Raw genomic sequence first — 16,045 nt, 5'->3', positions numbered from 1 at the left:
CCCCACCACCTGCACGTGGTGCCGCTCCATCACCTTCAAGGCCCCCAGCAGTGTGTCTGTGGGAAAAACTGTGCCGATGAAGGACGACAACACTTCCCTGAAACCCCGGCCCTGCCCCATTTCCACGACCTCCCCGCGATGGACTCACATTCCCTGCAACTGTCCTGCCGGTCCTCCAAAGTCCGCGCGCGACACACCGGCATCGGCCGGGCGACGGGCGTAGACTGAAGGGGTGACATCACGACAGGCATCAGCACCCCGGTTGAGCCGGATGGCGGACCTCTTCACCAAGGCGGTGGAGCGGAGCAAGGAGGGGTTGCTGACCCTCTCGTTCAAGCCGGACGAGCTGTACCGGGTGCCCACGGACGACGGAGCGGCCATCGCGCTGGGGCGCTACCACCCTCGGGGAGAGCGCCGGTTCGCGGAGCCCGTCCTGCTGTGCCACGGGCTGGGAGCCAACCGCTTCCACATGGACTTCAACGAGCAGTACAGCCTGGCGCGCTACCTGGCGCGGGCGGGGTTCGAGACCTGGGTCATCGAGCTGCGCGGCCGGGGGCTCGCCGGGGCCTGCGCGGACTGGAATTTTGATGATCAGGCTGAACACGACGTGAGAACGGCTTTGCGCACCGTGATGTCCACCGGTGCCCAGCAAGTGCTGTGGGTGGGCCACTCCAAGGGCGGCCTGATGCTCTACGCCCACCTGGCCAGGAACCCCCAGGCGCCAGTGAAGGCGGCGGTGTCCCTGGGGGCGCCCTTCACCTTCGCGGTGCAGCCGGGCCTGCGGGCGTTCGTCCAGCGGGTGGAGCCCGTGCTCAAGCTCAAGGTCATCCCCACCCGGCGCGTCACCAGCATCGCCTTCTTCGGGGCGCCTCCGGGGCCGCTCACCCGGTACATGATGCTGGCGGACAACATGGATCCGCAGGTGGTGCGCTGGGCGCTGGCCAACGTGCCGGCGGACGTGGCCGGGGGTGTGGGGCGGCAGTTCGCCCGGTGGATCACCACCAGCCAGTTCACGACGTTCGACGGCGGCTTCGACTACCGCGAGCCGCTCGCCGGGGTGAAGATTCCCTTCCTGCTCATCGCCGGCAGCCGGGACCTGCTCGCGCCGCCCCTGGCGGTGGCCCGGGCGAAGGAGCACCTGGGCGGCCCCGTGAAGATGCTGGTCGCCGGGCGCGGCCATGGCTTCGCGGCGGACTATGGCCACGCGGACCTGATTCTGGGCCGCAAGGCGCCGGACGAAATCTTTCCCCAGGTGGAGGCCTTCCTGGCCTCCAACGCCACCCCGCTCTAAGGGGGCAAACCCCTCCTGGAGCGCGGGTTGTCCGGGCCCGCCCGGCGTGCTACCCGGAAGGCCGTCCCATGGGCCCATCCGTTCGCTTCCCATCCCGGCCGTGACGTCCCGCTTGAAAGCCCGGCGGCCCGGCACCACCGTGGAAGGTCCCCTGTCCCCTCCCCCGAGGCCTCCGCGCATGCGTCCCGCTTCCTTCCGCGCCTCCCCGATGCCGTGGTCCGTCGTCCTGAGCCTGGGGCTCGCCCTGGGTGTGCTGGGGCTGACGGGCTGCCGGCCGCAGGCCCAGGAGGGACCGGACCCCTCGGTGGTCGCCACCGTGAACGGCGAGTCGCTCAGCCGGACGGACTTCGAACAGGAGCTGGCGCGGGAGCTGGCCACCACGGAAGGGCCCGAGCCCACGCCCGAGGAGGTGGAGCCCTTCAAGCGGGCGCTCGTGGATACGCTCGTGAAGCGGATGCTGCTGCTCCAGGCCGCGAAGCAGAACAACATCGCCGTGACGCCCGAAGAGGTGGACCGCGGCGTGCTGCGGCTGTCCGGCGACTACCCCGCGGGCAACTTCAATGAAGTGCTCGCCCAGGGGCAGCTGTCCATGGCGGAGCTGCGCGCGCGCGAGGCGAGCCGGCTCACCATCGAGAAGCTCTTCACCCACCACGTCTATTCGCGCGTGGCCGTGACGGAGGAGGAGCTGCGCGCGTACTACGCGGCGCACGAGGCGGACTTCCAGGAGCCCGAGGAGGTCCACGCGGCGCAGATGGTCGTGAAGGGGCTGGACGAGGCGCGCAGGCTCCAGGTGCAGCTCAAGTCGGGCAAGAAGTTCTCCGACCTCGCGCGGCGCTATTCGCTCAGCGCGGACGCCAAGGTGGGGGGCGACCTGGGCTTCTTCCCCCGGGGACAGATGCCGCCGGCCTTCGACGAGGTGGTATTCAAGCTGGGGGTGGGGCAGGTTTCGGACGTGGTGTCCACGGAGTACGGCTACCACCTGTTCAAGGTGCTGGAGCGCAGGTCGGCGAGGAAGCGGGAGCTGGTGGAGGTGCGGGGGAAGGTGGAGGGGCGCCTGCTGGAGGCCAAGCGGGCGGCGGCGCAGGAGGCCTTCGAGAAGGAGCTTCGCGACAAGGCCCAGGTGGTGGTGAACGAGGCCACGCTGCAGACCATCCGCGGGCGGCCGGCGCCGCAGGCGGCGAAGTGAAGGACTTTTCCGGGAACGGGCCTGTTGGGCTCCCGGCGTTTGTCTCAAGAGGGTCGTTGCGATGAAGAACCTGGTGGCGTTCCTGGCGGCGGTGATGCTCTTCACGGGGGCGACGTCCGCCCGCGCGGAGCTGGTGGACAAGGTGGCGGCGGTGGTGAACCGCGACATCATCCCGCTGTCGGAGGTGCAGCAGCGCGCCGCGCCGGAGCTCCAGCGCGTGAACTCCGAAATCGACCCGCACAAGCGCGCCGAGGCCCGCGCGCAGCTGATGAAGACCGCGCTGGACACGCTCATCGGCGAGAAGCTGATGGAGTCGGAGGTCCAGCAGCTGGGCATCACCACCACCGAGGCGGAGGTGGATGAGCTGGTGCAGGACGTGCTCAAGCAGAACAACGTCGGCGACATGAGCCAGTTCGAGCAGCTGCTCAAGAACGAGGGCTTCTCGCTCGCCAGCTACAAGGACATGCTCCGCAAGCGCGTGGTGCGCGACAAGCTCTTGCGCCTGAAGGTGGGCCCCAAGGTGAAGGTCACCGAGGAGGACCTGAAGGCCGCGTACACGCAGTACACGCGCATGGAGAGCGAGGACGTGGAGGTGCACGCCCGCCACATCCTGGTGCAGGTGGACGCCAAGGCCACGCCGGAGCAGGTGGCCGCCGCGAAGCAGAAGGCGGAGGGCATCGCACAGGAAGCCCGCCGGCCGGGCATGGACTTCTCCGCCCTGGCGCGCGCCCGCAGCGAGGGCCCCAGCGCGGCGGACGGCGGCGACCTCGGCTACTTCAAGCGCGGCGTGATGGTGCCCGCCTTCGAGAAGGCCGCCTTCAACCTCAAGGAGGGTGAAGTCAGCGAGCCCATCCGCACCAACTTCGGCTGGCACATCCTGAAGGTGGAGGAGCGCCGCAACATCGCCGTGGCCTCCTTCGAGGAGATGAAGCCCAAGCTGGAGTCCAAGCTCCTCAACGACAAGACGGAGAAGTTCCTGGACCAGTACGTCCAGGAGCTGCGCTCGAAGGCCAACGTCGAAGTGAAGATGTGAGCCCGCGCCCGGTGGCCACGACGGACACGCGCCCCCGCGTGGGCATCTCGCTGGGGGACGTGTCGGGCATCGGGCCGGAGGTGACGGCCCTGGCGCTGGCGAAGCCCGCGGTGCGCCGCGCGCTGGTGCCGGTGGTGTTCGGGGACGGGCCCACGCTGGACGGCTTTCCCCTCTTCCGCCGCTTCCCGCGCGTGGCCCCTACGGACCTGGGCCGCACGGAGGGGCCGGCGGTGGTGGAGGTGACGCACCTTCCGGCGAAGCACCGCGTGCCGGGCAAGCCCACGCGCGAAGGCGGCAAGGCGCAGTACGCGTACGTGCGGGCCGCCATCGACGCGATGCGCGCCGGGACAGTGGACGCGCTGTGCACCGCGCCCGTGTCGAAAGAGGAGATTTCGCGCGCGGGCATCCCGTTCATGGGCCACACGGAGGTGCTGGCGGACGCGTTCGGCGTGGACGTGTTGATGATGATGGACGGGCCGCGCGTGCGCATCGCGCTGGCGACGAACCACGTCCCCATCTCCGCGCTGCCGAAGCTGCTCACGGTGGAGAAGCTGGTGGCGCAGCTCCAATTGCTTTCGCGCAGCCTGCAGCCGGTGGTGGGCCGCAAGCCGCGCATCGCCGTGCTGGGGCTCAACCCCCACGCGGGCGAGGGCGGGATGCTGGGGCGCGAGGAGGTGGAGGTGATTGGTCCCGCCATCCGCCTCGCTCGGGCGAAGCGGGTGGATGCGCATGGGCCCATCCCCGCGGATGGCCTGTTCGCGCGGCCCGACGAGGTGGGCGCGAAGTACGACGTGGTGCTGGCCATGTACCACGACCAGGGGCTCATCCCGGCCAAGGCGCTGGACTTCGAGCGCACGGTGAACGTGACGCTGGGCCTGCCGGTGCCTCGCACGTCGCCGGACCACGGCACCGCCTATGCGATTGCCGGCACGGGGACCGCGAGCTGCGTGCCCATGATGGAGGCCCTGCTCAAGGCGGCCCGGCTTTCGTCGGGAGCCGGGCGGACAGGTGCTTCGCGAGGTCCTCGCCGTCCTCCTTCGGGTCGATGAGCTTCGCGTGCGTGCCCCGCGCCGTGGCGTCAGGGACGACGAGCACGGTGACCTTCCCCGTGGGGCAGTGACCCAGGCAGGACGCGGGGATGAGCTGCGTCTTGCCCGCCAGGCCGTGGGCCTTGAGGGCTTCACGCACCCGGCGCGGAAGGTCCACCCCGCCCGCGTCCACCGGCAGCCGCATCAGGCAACGGTGACACAGGTGCAACTCGATGGGGTCTGGGTCCTCCCGCGCGGCCATGCGCCAATCTAACGCTGGAACCGCTTGTCGAGCTTGTTGAGCTGGCTCTCCATGCCCATGGACGCCCGCTTCGTCCACTCCTCGCTGTGCATGGCGTCGGACGTGACGACCATCCGCACGGTGCCGCCCTTCGCCTCGAACTCCACCACCGTGGAGACGGTGTACGGCGTGACGCCGGGGATGAAGTCCACCGCGTGCCGGTACGCGAGCCGCTTCTTCGGCGTCAGCTCCGTGTACGTGAGGCTGCTCGGGCTGGAGAGGGGCATGCCCATCTTCTTCATGCCCTCGATGACCTGCGGCGCGGTGGCGATCATGTCGTAGCGCAGCAGGCCGCCCGGGCTCGCGGTGAGCTCGTGCACCTTCACGGAGAAGCCCTCCGGACCCCACCAGGACTCGAAGCCGTCCTTCGTGGTCCACAGCTCCCAGACCTCGTCGAGCGTCGCCGGATAGCTGCGGTCGAAGGTGACGGTGCTGCGCTTCGCGGTTTCGGTCGTCATGGGGGTTCCTCCTCGGATTTGGGGGCGTCCGTGCGTGCCTTGCGTCTTCGCTCGAGCGCCTGGCCGAACCGGTCGAGGCGGGCCTCCCAGAGGCTCCGATACCCGGTGACCCAGGCATCGAGCTCCTGAAAGGGCTCCGGGCGAAGCGAGTACAGCCGCTTCGTGCCCTCGGGGCGGACCTGGACGAAGCCCGCCTCCTGGAGGATCCCCAGGTGACGGGAGACACCCGACTGCTGGATGTCCACCCGCGCCACCAGGTCGTTCACCGCCAGTTCGCCGCCCTTCAGCGCCTCGACGATGCGGCGGCGCGTGGGGTCAGCCAGGGTCTGGAAGACGTCAACATTCATGTACATGTATATACATATCCGTGAATTCTTTGACTGTCCAGGGCCCTTCGCGTGGGCCTGGCGGGTGAGCGGGCGGGCTAGAAGACGAAGGGGTAGTGCACGGGGGCGTTCATGGCGACGCGGTGCACGGGGAACTTCCAGCCGCGCACCTGATCCTCGATGCAGCCGGCGAGCGGGGAGCCCTTCAGGGCTTCGGTCTCCATGGCCACGCCGGAGACGGTGCCGGAGGTGTCCACGGACCAGCGCAGCTGGAAGCGGCCGCCGTTCTCCAGCGCGGTGCCGGCCTTGAGGTTCTGGACGCAGGTGGCGATGGCGGGCTGGTTCGTGACGACCACGTTGGTGATGTCCGAGGCCGCGAGCTGCTCGCGCTCGGAGGTCGGGGCCGGCGGGATGTAGACGGTCTTCTCCTGGGCCTGCTTCGCGGCGGAGGACTCCGGCGACTCCGCTTCGTCGGTGAAGCCGAGCTCGCGGGCGAAGTCCTCGTCGATTTCGGATTCAGGCTGCGCGGCGGCCTCGGCCTCGGCGGCGGCCTGACGGGCCCGGGCCAGTTCCTCCTCGGAGATTTCGCTGCCGAAGGACATCTCACGGACCTCGCTGGTGTCCTCGGGCGCTTCGAGCGTGGCCGCGCGCTGGGCCACGGGGGCCTTCTTCTGCGTCACCGGCGCGGGCTGCGTGGACGGCGTGGGGTCCGGAGCCAGCGTGTGCAGGCCGGTGGTCAGGCCCGCGCTCGCGGGGCCCGCGAGGACGGGCGTGTTCGGCGTGAGGGCCTGCGCGGCGCGCTGCGCGTCCGTCAGGGCAGGTGTGTTCACGCCGCCAGCGATGGACTGCGAGAAGTCCGGCGTGGCCGGCAGACTGCCCGTGAGGCCCTGTGCGCCCGCGGCGCCAACGTGCGTGGCCGCGGTGCCCGACTGAGTCGTCGCGGAGCCCTGCGGGCCCGGAGCGCCGACCCGCGCGACCATGGTGCCCGGAGCGCCCACGGTGCCGGCCAGGGGCTGCGCTTGCTGCGCGGGCTGCGCCTCATCCTTCGACGTGAGCCGCAGGCCCGCGACGACGAGGAGACCCGCGGCGAGCGCGCCCATCGCCACGGCGCTGACGAAGGACATGGGGCTCATGCCGAGGATGCGCGTGGACGCATCGGCGATGGCGGGCGGCGGAGGCTCGGGCGCGACCGGGGCGTACGGCATCCACGGCTGCGGTGCGTAGGCTTCGGCCGGAGAGCCGGGCGTGGCCCAGGCGGGCGACGGCGGCGCGGCGTCCCACGACGTCACGGCGCCACAGGAGTTCTCCTGCGAGGTGCTGGACGGGGACTCGTCCGCGCGCAGCCACTCCGGGATGACGAAGTTCGCGGCCTCGGCGGACAGCGTGAGCTGGGGCTCCACGTTGTCGTTGGAAGGCGGCGGCAGCGACTGGAGCCAGGTCTCCTCCGTGGAGGCCAGGTCGAGCAGCGTGCGCAGGGGGCCGGTCGCGAAGGACTCCGGCACGATGTCCTCTTCTTCGAAAGTCTCGGAGGCGAGCGCGCGATCCAGGCACGCATCCAGCTCTGCTTCGAAGGTCTCGGGGTCGCGGGAGAAGTCCGAACCGCCCACCTGCGCCCGCGAAGACACATCACCCGTCAGTAGCTCGCTCACGCCACCCTCCCCGCCGCCCATGCCGCGCCAGACCGCCCGACCACTGACTCACTGCCAGGGGGCCGATGTTAGGAACGACCCCCGTTCGCGCTACCGCGAGCGTCCAGCCGTGAACGCTCCAGCGGTCATTTGCCCCCGCGCGAGCCCCGAAACGTACAGCCCCGCACTCCACACTGTACGCCGGTGTGCCGACAGGGTTCGGCTTTCCACTGCCAACCCGCCATGTCAGGAGGGGGAGGTAGACACTCGGGGCCTACCCGCCCTGCATGAGCACGAGGCCCTCCGCCACCCATACGGTCGAGTTCCTCCAGACCGCCGTGAAGCAGTTCGCCGCGGTGGATCCGGTCCATCAGCGCCGCATCGCGAAGCGGATCGACGCGCTGGCCACGAAGCCCCGGCCCATGGGCGCGCCTCGGTGATGCTGACTTCCATCATGGCCGTTCCTCAAGAAACGTACGTTCTGTACGTATCAAACGGAACGTCCCGACACGGCGTGCCACCTCAGTACCGAGGGGCGCCCGCCTTGGGCGTCAGGTTGCTGGGCGGGGCCTGGACTCCGTTCACGCGCAGGCCCGCGTGCATGAAGGAGGGCGCGCCCTGGAGGAAGGCCGCCGGGAAGTTGAGCGTGGGCTGGGATTCGTCATCCAGCGCCTTCACCTGTTCCGGCGTGAGCTTCACGTCCAGCGCGCCCAGGTTGTTGTCCAGTTGCTCCAGCGTGCGCGCCCCCAGGATGGTGGACGCCACGCCCGGCCGGCCCTGCACCCAGGCCAGCGACACTCGCGCCACCGAGGTGTTCTGCTCCTTCGCCACGCGATGGAGCACGTCGATGAGCTTGTAGGTCTTCTCGTTGAGCGACGCCTCCGCCCACGCGCCCCGGTCCGCCTTCTGCTTGCCCGCGTTCTCCCGCGTGTACTTGCCGCTCAGCACCCCGCTGCGCAGCGGCGACCACGGCGTCACGCCCAGCCCCAGCTCCCGCGCCATGGGGATGAGCTCGCCCTCCACCGTGCGCTCCAGCAGCGAGTACTCGATCTGCAACGCCACCAGCGGCGCCCAGCCCCGGAACAAGGCCATCACCTGCGCCTGCGCCACCTTCCACGCGGGCGTGTCGGAGAAGCCCACGTAGCGGACCTTGCCGGAGCGCACCAGGTCGTCCAGCGCCCGCATCGTCTCCTCGATGGGCGTGTTCGCGTCCCAGGCGTGCATCCAGTACAGGTCGATGTAGTCCGTCTGTAGCCGGCGCAGCGACTCATCACACGCCGCCATCACCGACTTGCGCCCCGCGCCGCCGCCGTTTGGATCCCTCTCGAAGAGGTTGCCGAAGAACTTCGTGGCGATGACCACCCGGTCGCGCTTCGCGGGGTGCTTCCCGATGTGGTCCCCGATGATCTTCTCCGCGTGCCCGAACGTGTACACGTTCGCCGTGTCGATGAAGTTCCCGCCCCGCTCGATGAAGCGGTCCAGGATGGCGTTGGACGTCTCCACGCTGCTGCCCCAGCCCAGGTCCTCGCCGAACGTCATGGCGCCCAGGCAGAAGGGACTGACGCGCAGGCCGGAGCGGCCCAGGGTGACGTAGTGGTCGAGCGACATGGGCGGCTCCCTCGCGAATGGCAAAGTGCGGAGCCAATCCCAGACGCCTCCACAGCGCCAACCGCCCTTGCCCTCGGACGTCCAACGCCAGACAGGCTCCCGCGCCCATCCGATCAACGCCGGACATCCGCGCGCCTCAGAGCTCCCTGCGCTCCTCTAGCGCGCAGCCATACACCGGCGTGCCGCCTCCCTCGCCGTCCTCGCGCAGCACTCGCTCCAGCGCCTCACGCCCCGGGCTGTCGCCCACGTGCCCTCGCGCCACCGTGATGCCGCCGCTGAAGCGCAGGCGCCCGTTCGCGCCGTAGAGCACCACGTGCCCGGAGGTCGTCGCGCCGAAGCGCTTCGCCTCCAGGCCGTCCGGGTCACGCAGCACCGTGACGCCCGGGATGCTCGCGGCCGTGCGCCACAGGTCTCCCTGTTCCCAGCCGTCCTCCAGTCCCTCCGGACGCAGGAACAGGACGAAGGCGTCCGCGCGCCCGTCTACGTGCGCCATCACCTCCGCCAGCTCCGCCAGGCTCGCCCGCGTGCAGGTGCACTTCGGATGCGCGAGCATCACCAGCACCGGACGCCCGGTCCCACGCGTCAGCCGCGCTCCCTCCGGCCACGTCGCCGCCGTCACGGGCGCGACTCCCGGCGTCATCGAGTACCGGGCCAGCGCCACGACACCCGTGCCGATTCCGCCCAACCACAGCGCTCCCGCGAGCATCAGCCAGCCCCGGGTAGAAGGCCCCTTCATTCCGAACGACTCCTGGGAGGTGTCCGTCCCCCGTGACGCTACCGTCACCCGCCCCGGCGGCGTCGCGCCCTCCAGGGCCGGGTCAGTGTCCGGTGCCCGTGTTCTCCGACAGGCCGAGGTGCGACAGGATGGCGCTCCTGCGCACCACGGTCAGCCTGCAATGACTAGCGGTGATACGCGTGCTGGCGGTCCGCGTGGTGTTGCAGCTGGCGCCGTGCGGCCTCGAAGGCGTCGGTGACGGCCTGGTAGGCATCCGCGTGGGCCGCGAGCTCCGCTGGCTCCCGGTCCGCGATGATGTCCCTGCCGGGCACGTGCAGCTCCACTCGGACGTGGAAGTGGTGCCCCTGGGCATGGTGGCGGTGCGGCTCCTCCACCACCACGTTGCAGCCGGTGATGCCGTCGTAGAACTGCTCCAGCTTGTCCGCCTGGTCGCGGATGTGCTCGTTGAGGGTGTCGCTCGTCTCCATGCCCCGGTAGGTGATTCGCAGTGCGCGCTTCATCGTCCGCCTCGGGTAGGGCTCCGTGCTCTGGAGCCGGTGTGGATTCAAGGCATTGCATGAGCCCGGCCAACGTCCCGGGCCCACGGAAATACCTATAACGGCCCCCATTTGACGGGGCATGACGGGACACGCGCCCCGCTGCATGGGGCACGTTGACTCATGGCAGCTTGCGCAAGCGAGGCAGCAGCTCCGCTACTGGCCGCCCCAGCTCCTCCGCGTCCAGGTACACCTGCACGGCGTGTCCTACGCCTTCCACGGGGGCGTCGAAGTAGTTGCGCTTGGTGGGCACCACCCACGCGAACCCCGTGCGCGGCAGGACGAAGCTGGGCGCGTTGCCGTAGGTGAGGAAACCTCCGGTCCGCTCGCCCACCAGCGGCGCTCCCGTGGCGCGGTGCAGGGCGTAGGCTCCGCTCTCTCCCGACGAAGCGGAGTCCCGGTCCACCAGCACCACGATGCGCCCGGTGAAGGGCGTCTTCGCATGGCCTTCCGCGCGGCCGCTGTCGAACACGGGGCGCGAGGGCTCCGGCTTCACGGGCCACTTCGGCCGGATGGCTTCACGTTCGGCCTTCGCTTCCGGCGTGTCCAGCCGTCCATCCATGGCCTGCCGCTGGACGCGTGAGTTCCATTCGAAGCACGGGAAGAAGGCGCCGTGCATCCACACCTCGCCGGAAGAGAACCACGGCCCGCGCACCATCGTGTCCAGCCATTCGTACACGTAGCCGTCATTGCCACCGCTGTTGCCCCGGAGGTCGAACACGAGCAGCTTGTGCTTGCGGTGCTTCGGCGCGTCCGCGACGAACTGGCGCAGCCCGGCCTCCGCTTCCGGCGGGCCCGAGAAGCGGCGGATCGTGATGATGCCCACGTCGCCCTTCGGCTCGTACGTGTAGATGTCCTTCGGCGCGAACTCACGGGCCGGGCGCGGGGGGCGGACCTTGAGCGGCAGCGACGTGTCGCCACAGCGGAGCGTCCGCGCATCGCCTCCGCCTCGCGCGGACACGGTGAGCCGCTGTGCACGGGAACCATCCGGCTTCAGCACCGGCGCCACCCGCAGCGTGTCCGCCTGCGCGCCCTCCACGGTGTTCGCGTCACAGGATGTGAGTTGAAGTCCCGGAGGTGCGTCGGCCTGGTACTCACGGAAGGCGAGCCGTGGCTCCTCGCGCAGCATGCTCAGGAGGCCGGACGGACCGAAGTGGTTGTCCGTCAGTGCCTCGCGGACGGCGATGGTCGGCGTGAGCACGCCGTCCTGAAAGGACACGGTGGGCCCGGACGCGGCCACCTTCGTGCTCCAGTCCTGGAAGAAGGCATCCGGATCGAACATGCGGTGCGCGAGCAGCTCCGGCCATCCGGAGTACGTGGTGCGCAGGACCTGGTGCAGGAAGCGCACGTCCTCCGCCAGCGCCGCGCTGTCCACGCGTGTGTCGGGCGTGGGCTTCGGGCGGCGGAAGGCCTGGTGCAGCACGGGGCTCTCCGGGTCGTAGCAATACGCGGCGCCGGTGGTCCGCGAGTCCAGGTAGGGGGAGGGGGCCGCCGTCAGCAGGCCTCCCACGAGGAGGAAGAGATGCATGCCTGGATTACGACGCGGTCCCTCGATCCATTGCCAGAAACAAGGCTCAGCGACTCACGGTGAAGCGGCCTCGCATCAACTTGGTGACGGGATGGGGGCGCGGCCGGACTCGACGACCTGCGGCCCACGACCGGGGAACTGCACGCCCGCGTCGGAGTCCTTCTTCTGCTTCTCCAGGATTCGCGCCTGCGCACGGGCGCGGTGCAGTCCTTCGCCCACCCATTCGTAGGCCCGGTGCAGGAAGAAGGACGCCGCACTGAGCGCGAAGACGGAGGCCACGAAGCGCGTCTCGCGCGGGCGCACCGTCGAGGCCACCATGAAGCCCGAGGCCACCCACGGCGTCAGGCAGAAGGGGCAGTCCAGCAGCTCGCCCAATGCCCGCCGGGGGCCTTCACCGCGCGCGGTCTCCACCACCTCGCCCGCGGTGCTGTCGGATTCGTAGCGCGTAAACGGTGCTCGGAGCACACCGAAGACCCGGTCCAGGGCCACCAGCCGCGTCACCGCGTGCGTCGCGACTCCGAACAACGCCAGGTCCCTCCACCCCAGGCGCTCCGGCAGCCGCCGCCCTGACGCGTTCATCCAGCCCAGGAAGCCGACCAGCGACGTGCTGAACGTCCCGATGAGCGCCGCGTACGAGCCCAGCGGGTGGTGCTCCGAGTCGTAGCCAGCGAACGGTCCCGTCTCCTGAAGCGCTTTCATGGGGTGCACAGCCTCCGTGCCGCCAAAGCTGTGCACTCCCCCTGGCCTCAAGCACCCAGGCAGTCAGGCGCGCGGGCACTCGCTCCAGCGCGGCCCTACTCCGCCACCGCCATGTCCAGGACCGCGGCCCCGCGCACGCGGCCCTCACGCAGGGCCTGGAGCGCCTCGTTCGCGGCGGACAGGGGAAACACCTGGACCTCCGTGCGCACCGGCACTCGCGGCGCCAGCGCCAGGAAGTCCATCGCGTCCTGACGCGTGAGGTTCGCCACCGAGCGCACCACGCGCTCCTCCCACAACACCGAATAGGGGAAGGACGGGATGTCACTCATGTGGATGCCGCCGCACACCACCACGCCTCCCTTGTCCACGGCCTTCAGCGCGGCGGGCACCAGCGCGCCCACGGGAGCGAAGAGGATGGCCGCGTCCAGCGGCTCCGGCGCCAGCGTGTCCGAACCTCCCGCCCACACCGCGCCCAACTCCCGCGCGAACGCCTGGCCCTTCGCGTCGCCCTCGCGCGTGAAGGCATGCACGCGGCGCCCCTGATACCGGGCCACCTGGATGAGGATGTGCGCGGCGGCGCCAAAGCCATACAGCCCCAGCCGGGGCCCCTCCCCCGCCATGCGCAGGCTGCGGAAGCCGATGAGCCCCGCGCACATCAGCGGCGCGGCCTCCACGTCGCGGTACGACAGCGGCAGCGGGAAGCAGAAGCGCGCATCCGCGACGGTGTACTGCGCGAAGCCCCCGTCGATGTCGTAGCCGGTGAAGCGCGCCGTGTCGCAGAGGTTCTCCCGGCCGGAGCGGCAGAAGCGGCACTGCCCGCAGCTCCACCCCAGCCACGGCACGCCCACGCGCAGCCCGGGGGCGAAGCCTTCCACCCGCGCGCCCGCCGCCACCACCGTCGCCACGATTTCGTGGCCCGGCACCAGCGGCAGCTTCGGGCGCGTCAGCTCTCCATCCACCACGTGCAGGTCCGTGCGGCACACCGCGCAGGCGTGCACCTTCAACAACACCTGCTCCGGCCCGGGCTCCGGGATGGGCCGCTCCTCCTGCCTCAGGCGCTGTCCGGGTGCGTGGAGCACCATCGCCCGCATGGTCCCTGCCATGGCCCGCCTGCCTCCCCACCCGCGCACTCCACGGGTGTCGAAGACAAGCTAGTCAGTGCCAGATGACCCGGCCGCTGCCGTTGACACGGAGCTGGGTCGACAGCGCGTGGCCATACAGGTCCACGTTCCCGGACGAGTCGAGCACGATGACCGCCCCGCCCCCGTCCACGTACGCGGCGACGGTGCCGGAGCCCTTCGACGTGATGTTCACGTCCACGGCCCGGAGGCCCGGGGCCCCGAGACCACCGCTGCCGTCCAGCCATGCGTCGAGCCGGTTGGTGATGCCCGTGAGCGTCGTGAAGCCGGAGCCATCCAGCCGGGCGCGCACCTGCTTCGCGGCCCCCTCGAACTTCAGGTCGCCGGAGCCGGACTGTGACAGGTCCACCCACTCGGCCAGGCCTTCACCGGCCGCGCACAACTCCATGTTCCCGGAGCCGCTGAGCTTCGCCTCCAGCGTGCGCACCCCACCGCAGAAGCGCAGGGAGCCGGAGCCCTTCGCCAGCAGCTTCACGTCCTCCTTCACCCGCTCGAAGCCTTCCACGCGCAGGGAGCCGGAGCCGTCCTGCGTCGCGCCCACCATGCGCGGCACACGGACCTCCACGCGCGCCAGTCCCCGGGGCGCGAACGAGCCGTCCGTCTCGATGACCAGCGTGTTGCCGGGCGACACGAAGGTGCGCACGCGGTGCTGGAGGTTCTCATCCAGCGTGACCTTCACGTCCGGCACCTCGCCCTCGCGCACCACCACCTCCATCGAGCCCCGGTTCTCCACGGTGGAGAAACCGGTCGCCACGCGCGACTCCGTGACGGTGTTGCCGTCGCCCTGAATCTCGTCGGTGAAGTAGCAGCTGGACAGCATCCCCGCCGCGAGCGCGGCCCATCCCAAGCGCTTCCACATGATCCCCTCCCAGACTTCGAATCGAATGCCGCGTCAGATCTGCACGCCCAGCAGAACGCCCGGCCACACGCGCACGGTGGTGCGTCCCCCGTCGGAGACGCTGCGCCACTCGGGCCCGATGCCCAGCTCCTCCCAACGGTCCCCGTTGTCCCAGGTCACGAGTGTGTTGCCGGTGACGCCGCCGATGAGCGCGAACCGCTTCGCCACCTGCCAGCCCGCCACCAGCCGCAACTGTCCCAGCACGTTCAGGCCGTCGCCATCGCGAAAGAGGTTGTCCGTGTGGACACCGCTGCCAATGACATCCAGGTCGAAGAACAATGGCCCCGCGGGGATGTGCGCGCCAAAGCCCATGCCTCCCACGTAGCGGCGGCGGTGCGTGTCCGTGCCCGGGTTGAAGCCCAGCGTCAGCAGCGTGTGGAAGTGCCGGCCGCCGAACTTCACCGCGACGTTGGTGTACGCGAGGTCGCTGGCCCACAGCTGCAGGTTCGCCTGGCCGTTGCCAATGAAGCTGAGCAGGCCCAGCGCCTCGCCCTGGGACTCGCGCGCCACGTTGATCAACCCCAGCTGGAGGCCGTCCACCTTGCCCGCGACGTTGATCAGCCCCACCTGCGCGCCGGACACGTCCCCGCCCACGTTGAGGAGCGACAACTGCGCGCCTTCCATCCGGCCCGCGTAATTGAAGCCCGAGGAGGCCTGGAGGCCCGACATCGTCGAGGCGAGGTTCGCGCCCGCCGAGAACTGCGCGCCCCTGAACTGCGCGGTCGCGATGTTCGCGCCCACCGTGAACTGGGCCCCCACGCCGCCCGAACCCGCGATGTTGGCGCCCACGGAGAACTGGCCACCGGCCAGCTCGCCGCCGGCCACGTTGCCGCCCACGGAGAACTGACCGGCCACCGCCGCGCCCTTCACGACGTTGAGGCCCACCGCGGCCTGGAGACCCTCCAGCTCGCCCGTGACGATGTTGCCGCCCACGGCGAACTGCGCGCCGGACGCGGTGCCGCGCACCACGTTGGCCCCCAGCGCGAGCTGCGCGCCGGACAGCGACTCACCCACCCAGTTCGCGCCCAGCGACATGGCCACACCATCCACCCGCTTCGCATGCGTCCCGAGCGCACCGAGCGCGAACGTGGTCACCAGCCGCTCCGTGGCCGTGCCCGCCGTGCTCACGTGCGGCAGGGCCATCAGCACCACCGGGACGTGGATCTCCTCCGTGTCCGAGCGCTGCCGCGCCACGGTGACACCCGCGGGCCGCGCGGGCTCACCGCCCGTCGCGGCCTCCACGAGAGGCGCGGGGGACAGCGCCGAGACCGGGACCGCGACGGCCATGGGCTCCGGTGCCTCCTGCACGGGAGCGGAGTGTGACTCCGGAGCGACGGCCCATTCCGTCCGCTCCTCGGCCCCGGCCGCTCCCGCCGCCACCGCGACCATCACCCCGACACACACCGCGACCTTGCGCTTCATCGCCTGGACCTTCCTCAAAAAGGATTCGAGCAGGGCGTCGTCGCCCCTCGCGGCGAAGGGAACACCGCGGCCCTCCAGAACTGTCACCTGCCCGTCTTCACCCCTCACGAAGCCCGGTGTCCGGCGCTCCCGGCCGCTACGCTTCCCCCATGCGCCCGTCCCGTCCTCCCCACCCTTCCCGCCGCGAGGTCCTGGTGGCGGGCATCGGCGCCGCGCTCGCGCCGTCCC

General features: G+C 70.3%; 17 protein-coding genes. 5 read left to right on the top strand and 12 right to left on the bottom strand.

The genetic code is table 11. The features are described 5' to 3' along the window. Positions 1 to 271: 271 nt before the first annotated feature. The 4 genes from D7Y21_RS33925 (at position 272) to pdxA (ending at position 4,559) form a co-directional block, all read left to right on the top strand. A complete protein-coding gene (locus tag D7Y21_RS33925; RefSeq protein WP_120562532.1) occupies positions 272 to 1,291 on the top strand; it encodes an alpha/beta fold hydrolase in 1,020 nt (339 codons plus the stop codon). 178 nt (positions 1,292 to 1,469) lie between these two features. Beyond that, positions 1,470 to 2,477, top strand: coding sequence for a peptidyl-prolyl cis-trans isomerase (locus D7Y21_RS33920; RefSeq protein WP_120562533.1), 1,008 nt, complete (start codon positions 1,470 to 1,472; stop codon positions 2,475 to 2,477). Positions 2,478 to 2,538: 61 nt separating this feature from the next. Continuing rightward, positions 2,539 to 3,510, top strand: coding sequence for a peptidylprolyl isomerase (locus D7Y21_RS33915; RefSeq protein ID WP_121717883.1), 972 nt, complete (start codon positions 2,539 to 2,541; stop codon positions 3,508 to 3,510). Next, positions 3,507 to 4,559: a 4-hydroxythreonine-4-phosphate dehydrogenase PdxA gene (gene pdxA, locus D7Y21_RS33910; RefSeq protein ID WP_233612383.1), complete on the top strand. Its 1,053-nt coding sequence runs from the start codon at positions 3,507 to 3,509 to the stop codon at positions 4,557 to 4,559. The genes D7Y21_RS33915 and pdxA overlap by 4 nt, the downstream gene beginning before the upstream one ends. Here pdxA and D7Y21_RS33905 read toward each other — a convergent pair. The 4 genes from D7Y21_RS33905 to D7Y21_RS33890 all read right to left on the bottom strand — a co-directional run bounded on the left by D7Y21_RS33905 (position 4,480) and on the right by D7Y21_RS33890 (position 7,272). Next, positions 4,480 to 4,800, bottom strand: coding sequence for a hypothetical protein (locus D7Y21_RS33905; protein WP_120562535.1), 321 nt, complete (start codon positions 4,798 to 4,800; stop codon positions 4,480 to 4,482). The genes pdxA and D7Y21_RS33905 overlap by 80 nt on opposite strands. An 8-nt stretch (positions 4,801 to 4,808) precedes the next feature. Further along, the gene (locus D7Y21_RS33900) at positions 4,809 to 5,297 is read right to left on the bottom strand and encodes an SRPBCC domain-containing protein (RefSeq protein WP_120562536.1); all 489 of its coding nucleotides are present in this window, start codon (positions 5,295 to 5,297) and stop codon (positions 4,809 to 4,811) included. Continuing rightward, the gene (locus D7Y21_RS33895; protein ID WP_120562537.1) at positions 5,294 to 5,644 is read right to left on the bottom strand and encodes a helix-turn-helix transcriptional regulator; all 351 of its coding nucleotides are present in this window, start codon (positions 5,642 to 5,644) and stop codon (positions 5,294 to 5,296) included. The genes D7Y21_RS33900 and D7Y21_RS33895 overlap by 4 nt, the downstream gene beginning before the upstream one ends. 77 nt (positions 5,645 to 5,721) lie before the next feature. Continuing rightward, positions 5,722 to 7,272 (bottom strand): AgmX/PglI C-terminal domain-containing protein, encoded by a 1,551-nt coding sequence (locus D7Y21_RS33890; RefSeq protein WP_147469452.1) that lies wholly within the window; start codon positions 7,270 to 7,272, stop codon positions 5,722 to 5,724. 266 nt (positions 7,273 to 7,538) lie between these two features. Between D7Y21_RS33890 and D7Y21_RS33885 the strand changes: the two genes are divergently transcribed. Continuing rightward, the gene (locus D7Y21_RS33885) at positions 7,539 to 7,691 is read left to right on the top strand and encodes a type II toxin-antitoxin system RelE/ParE family toxin (protein ID WP_199735544.1); all 153 of its coding nucleotides are present in this window, start codon (positions 7,539 to 7,541) and stop codon (positions 7,689 to 7,691) included. An 82-nt stretch (positions 7,692 to 7,773) separates the two neighbouring features. Here the strand turns inward: D7Y21_RS33885 and D7Y21_RS33880 are convergent, their stop codons facing one another. The 8 genes from D7Y21_RS33880 to D7Y21_RS33845 form a co-directional block, all read right to left on the bottom strand. Then, on the bottom strand, positions 7,774 to 8,859 hold the full coding sequence (locus D7Y21_RS33880; protein WP_120562539.1) for an aldo/keto reductase: 1,086 nt from the start codon (positions 8,857 to 8,859) through the stop codon (positions 7,774 to 7,776). Between the two features lie 136 nt (positions 8,860 to 8,995). Further along, the gene (locus tag D7Y21_RS33875) at positions 8,996 to 9,595 is read right to left on the bottom strand and encodes a RedB protein (protein ID WP_121717881.1); all 600 of its coding nucleotides are present in this window, start codon (positions 9,593 to 9,595) and stop codon (positions 8,996 to 8,998) included. A gap of 164 nt (positions 9,596 to 9,759) precedes the next feature. After that, a complete protein-coding gene (locus D7Y21_RS33870) occupies positions 9,760 to 10,095 on the bottom strand; it encodes an HPF/RaiA family ribosome-associated protein (protein ID WP_014393282.1) in 336 nt (111 codons plus the stop codon). A 157-nt stretch (positions 10,096 to 10,252) separates the two neighbouring features. Further along, positions 10,253 to 11,659 carry a S41 family peptidase gene (locus tag D7Y21_RS33865; protein WP_121717880.1) on the bottom strand — a complete coding sequence of 469 codons (1,407 nt, stop codon included), beginning with the start codon at positions 11,657 to 11,659 and terminating at the stop codon, positions 10,253 to 10,255. A gap of 75 nt (positions 11,660 to 11,734) precedes the next feature. Beyond that, on the bottom strand, positions 11,735 to 12,358 hold the full coding sequence (locus D7Y21_RS33860; protein ID WP_121717879.1) for a DUF1360 domain-containing protein: 624 nt from the start codon (positions 12,356 to 12,358) through the stop codon (positions 11,735 to 11,737). Between the two features lie 95 nt (positions 12,359 to 12,453). Continuing rightward, positions 12,454 to 13,461 carry a zinc-dependent alcohol dehydrogenase family protein gene (locus D7Y21_RS33855; protein WP_120562542.1) on the bottom strand — a complete coding sequence of 336 codons (1,008 nt, stop codon included), beginning with the start codon at positions 13,459 to 13,461 and terminating at the stop codon, positions 12,454 to 12,456. 52 nt (positions 13,462 to 13,513) lie between these two features. Further along, complete coding sequence (locus D7Y21_RS33850) at positions 13,514 to 14,356, bottom strand: GIN domain-containing protein (protein ID WP_121717878.1); 843 nt, start codon at positions 14,354 to 14,356, stop codon at positions 13,514 to 13,516. Positions 14,357 to 14,389: 33 nt separating this feature from the next. Then, the gene (locus D7Y21_RS33845) at positions 14,390 to 15,817 is read right to left on the bottom strand and encodes a hypothetical protein (RefSeq protein ID WP_121717877.1); all 1,428 of its coding nucleotides are present in this window, start codon (positions 15,815 to 15,817) and stop codon (positions 14,390 to 14,392) included. Positions 15,818 to 16,045 lie beyond the last annotated feature (228 nt).

Source organism: Corallococcus sp. AB045, from assembly GCF_003668895.1.
GTDB classification, from domain to species: domain Bacteria; phylum Myxococcota; class Myxococcia; order Myxococcales; family Myxococcaceae; genus Corallococcus; species Corallococcus coralloides.
Note: the sequence above shows the minus strand (reverse complement) of the source record. Positions and strands in the feature narration are given on the sequence as shown.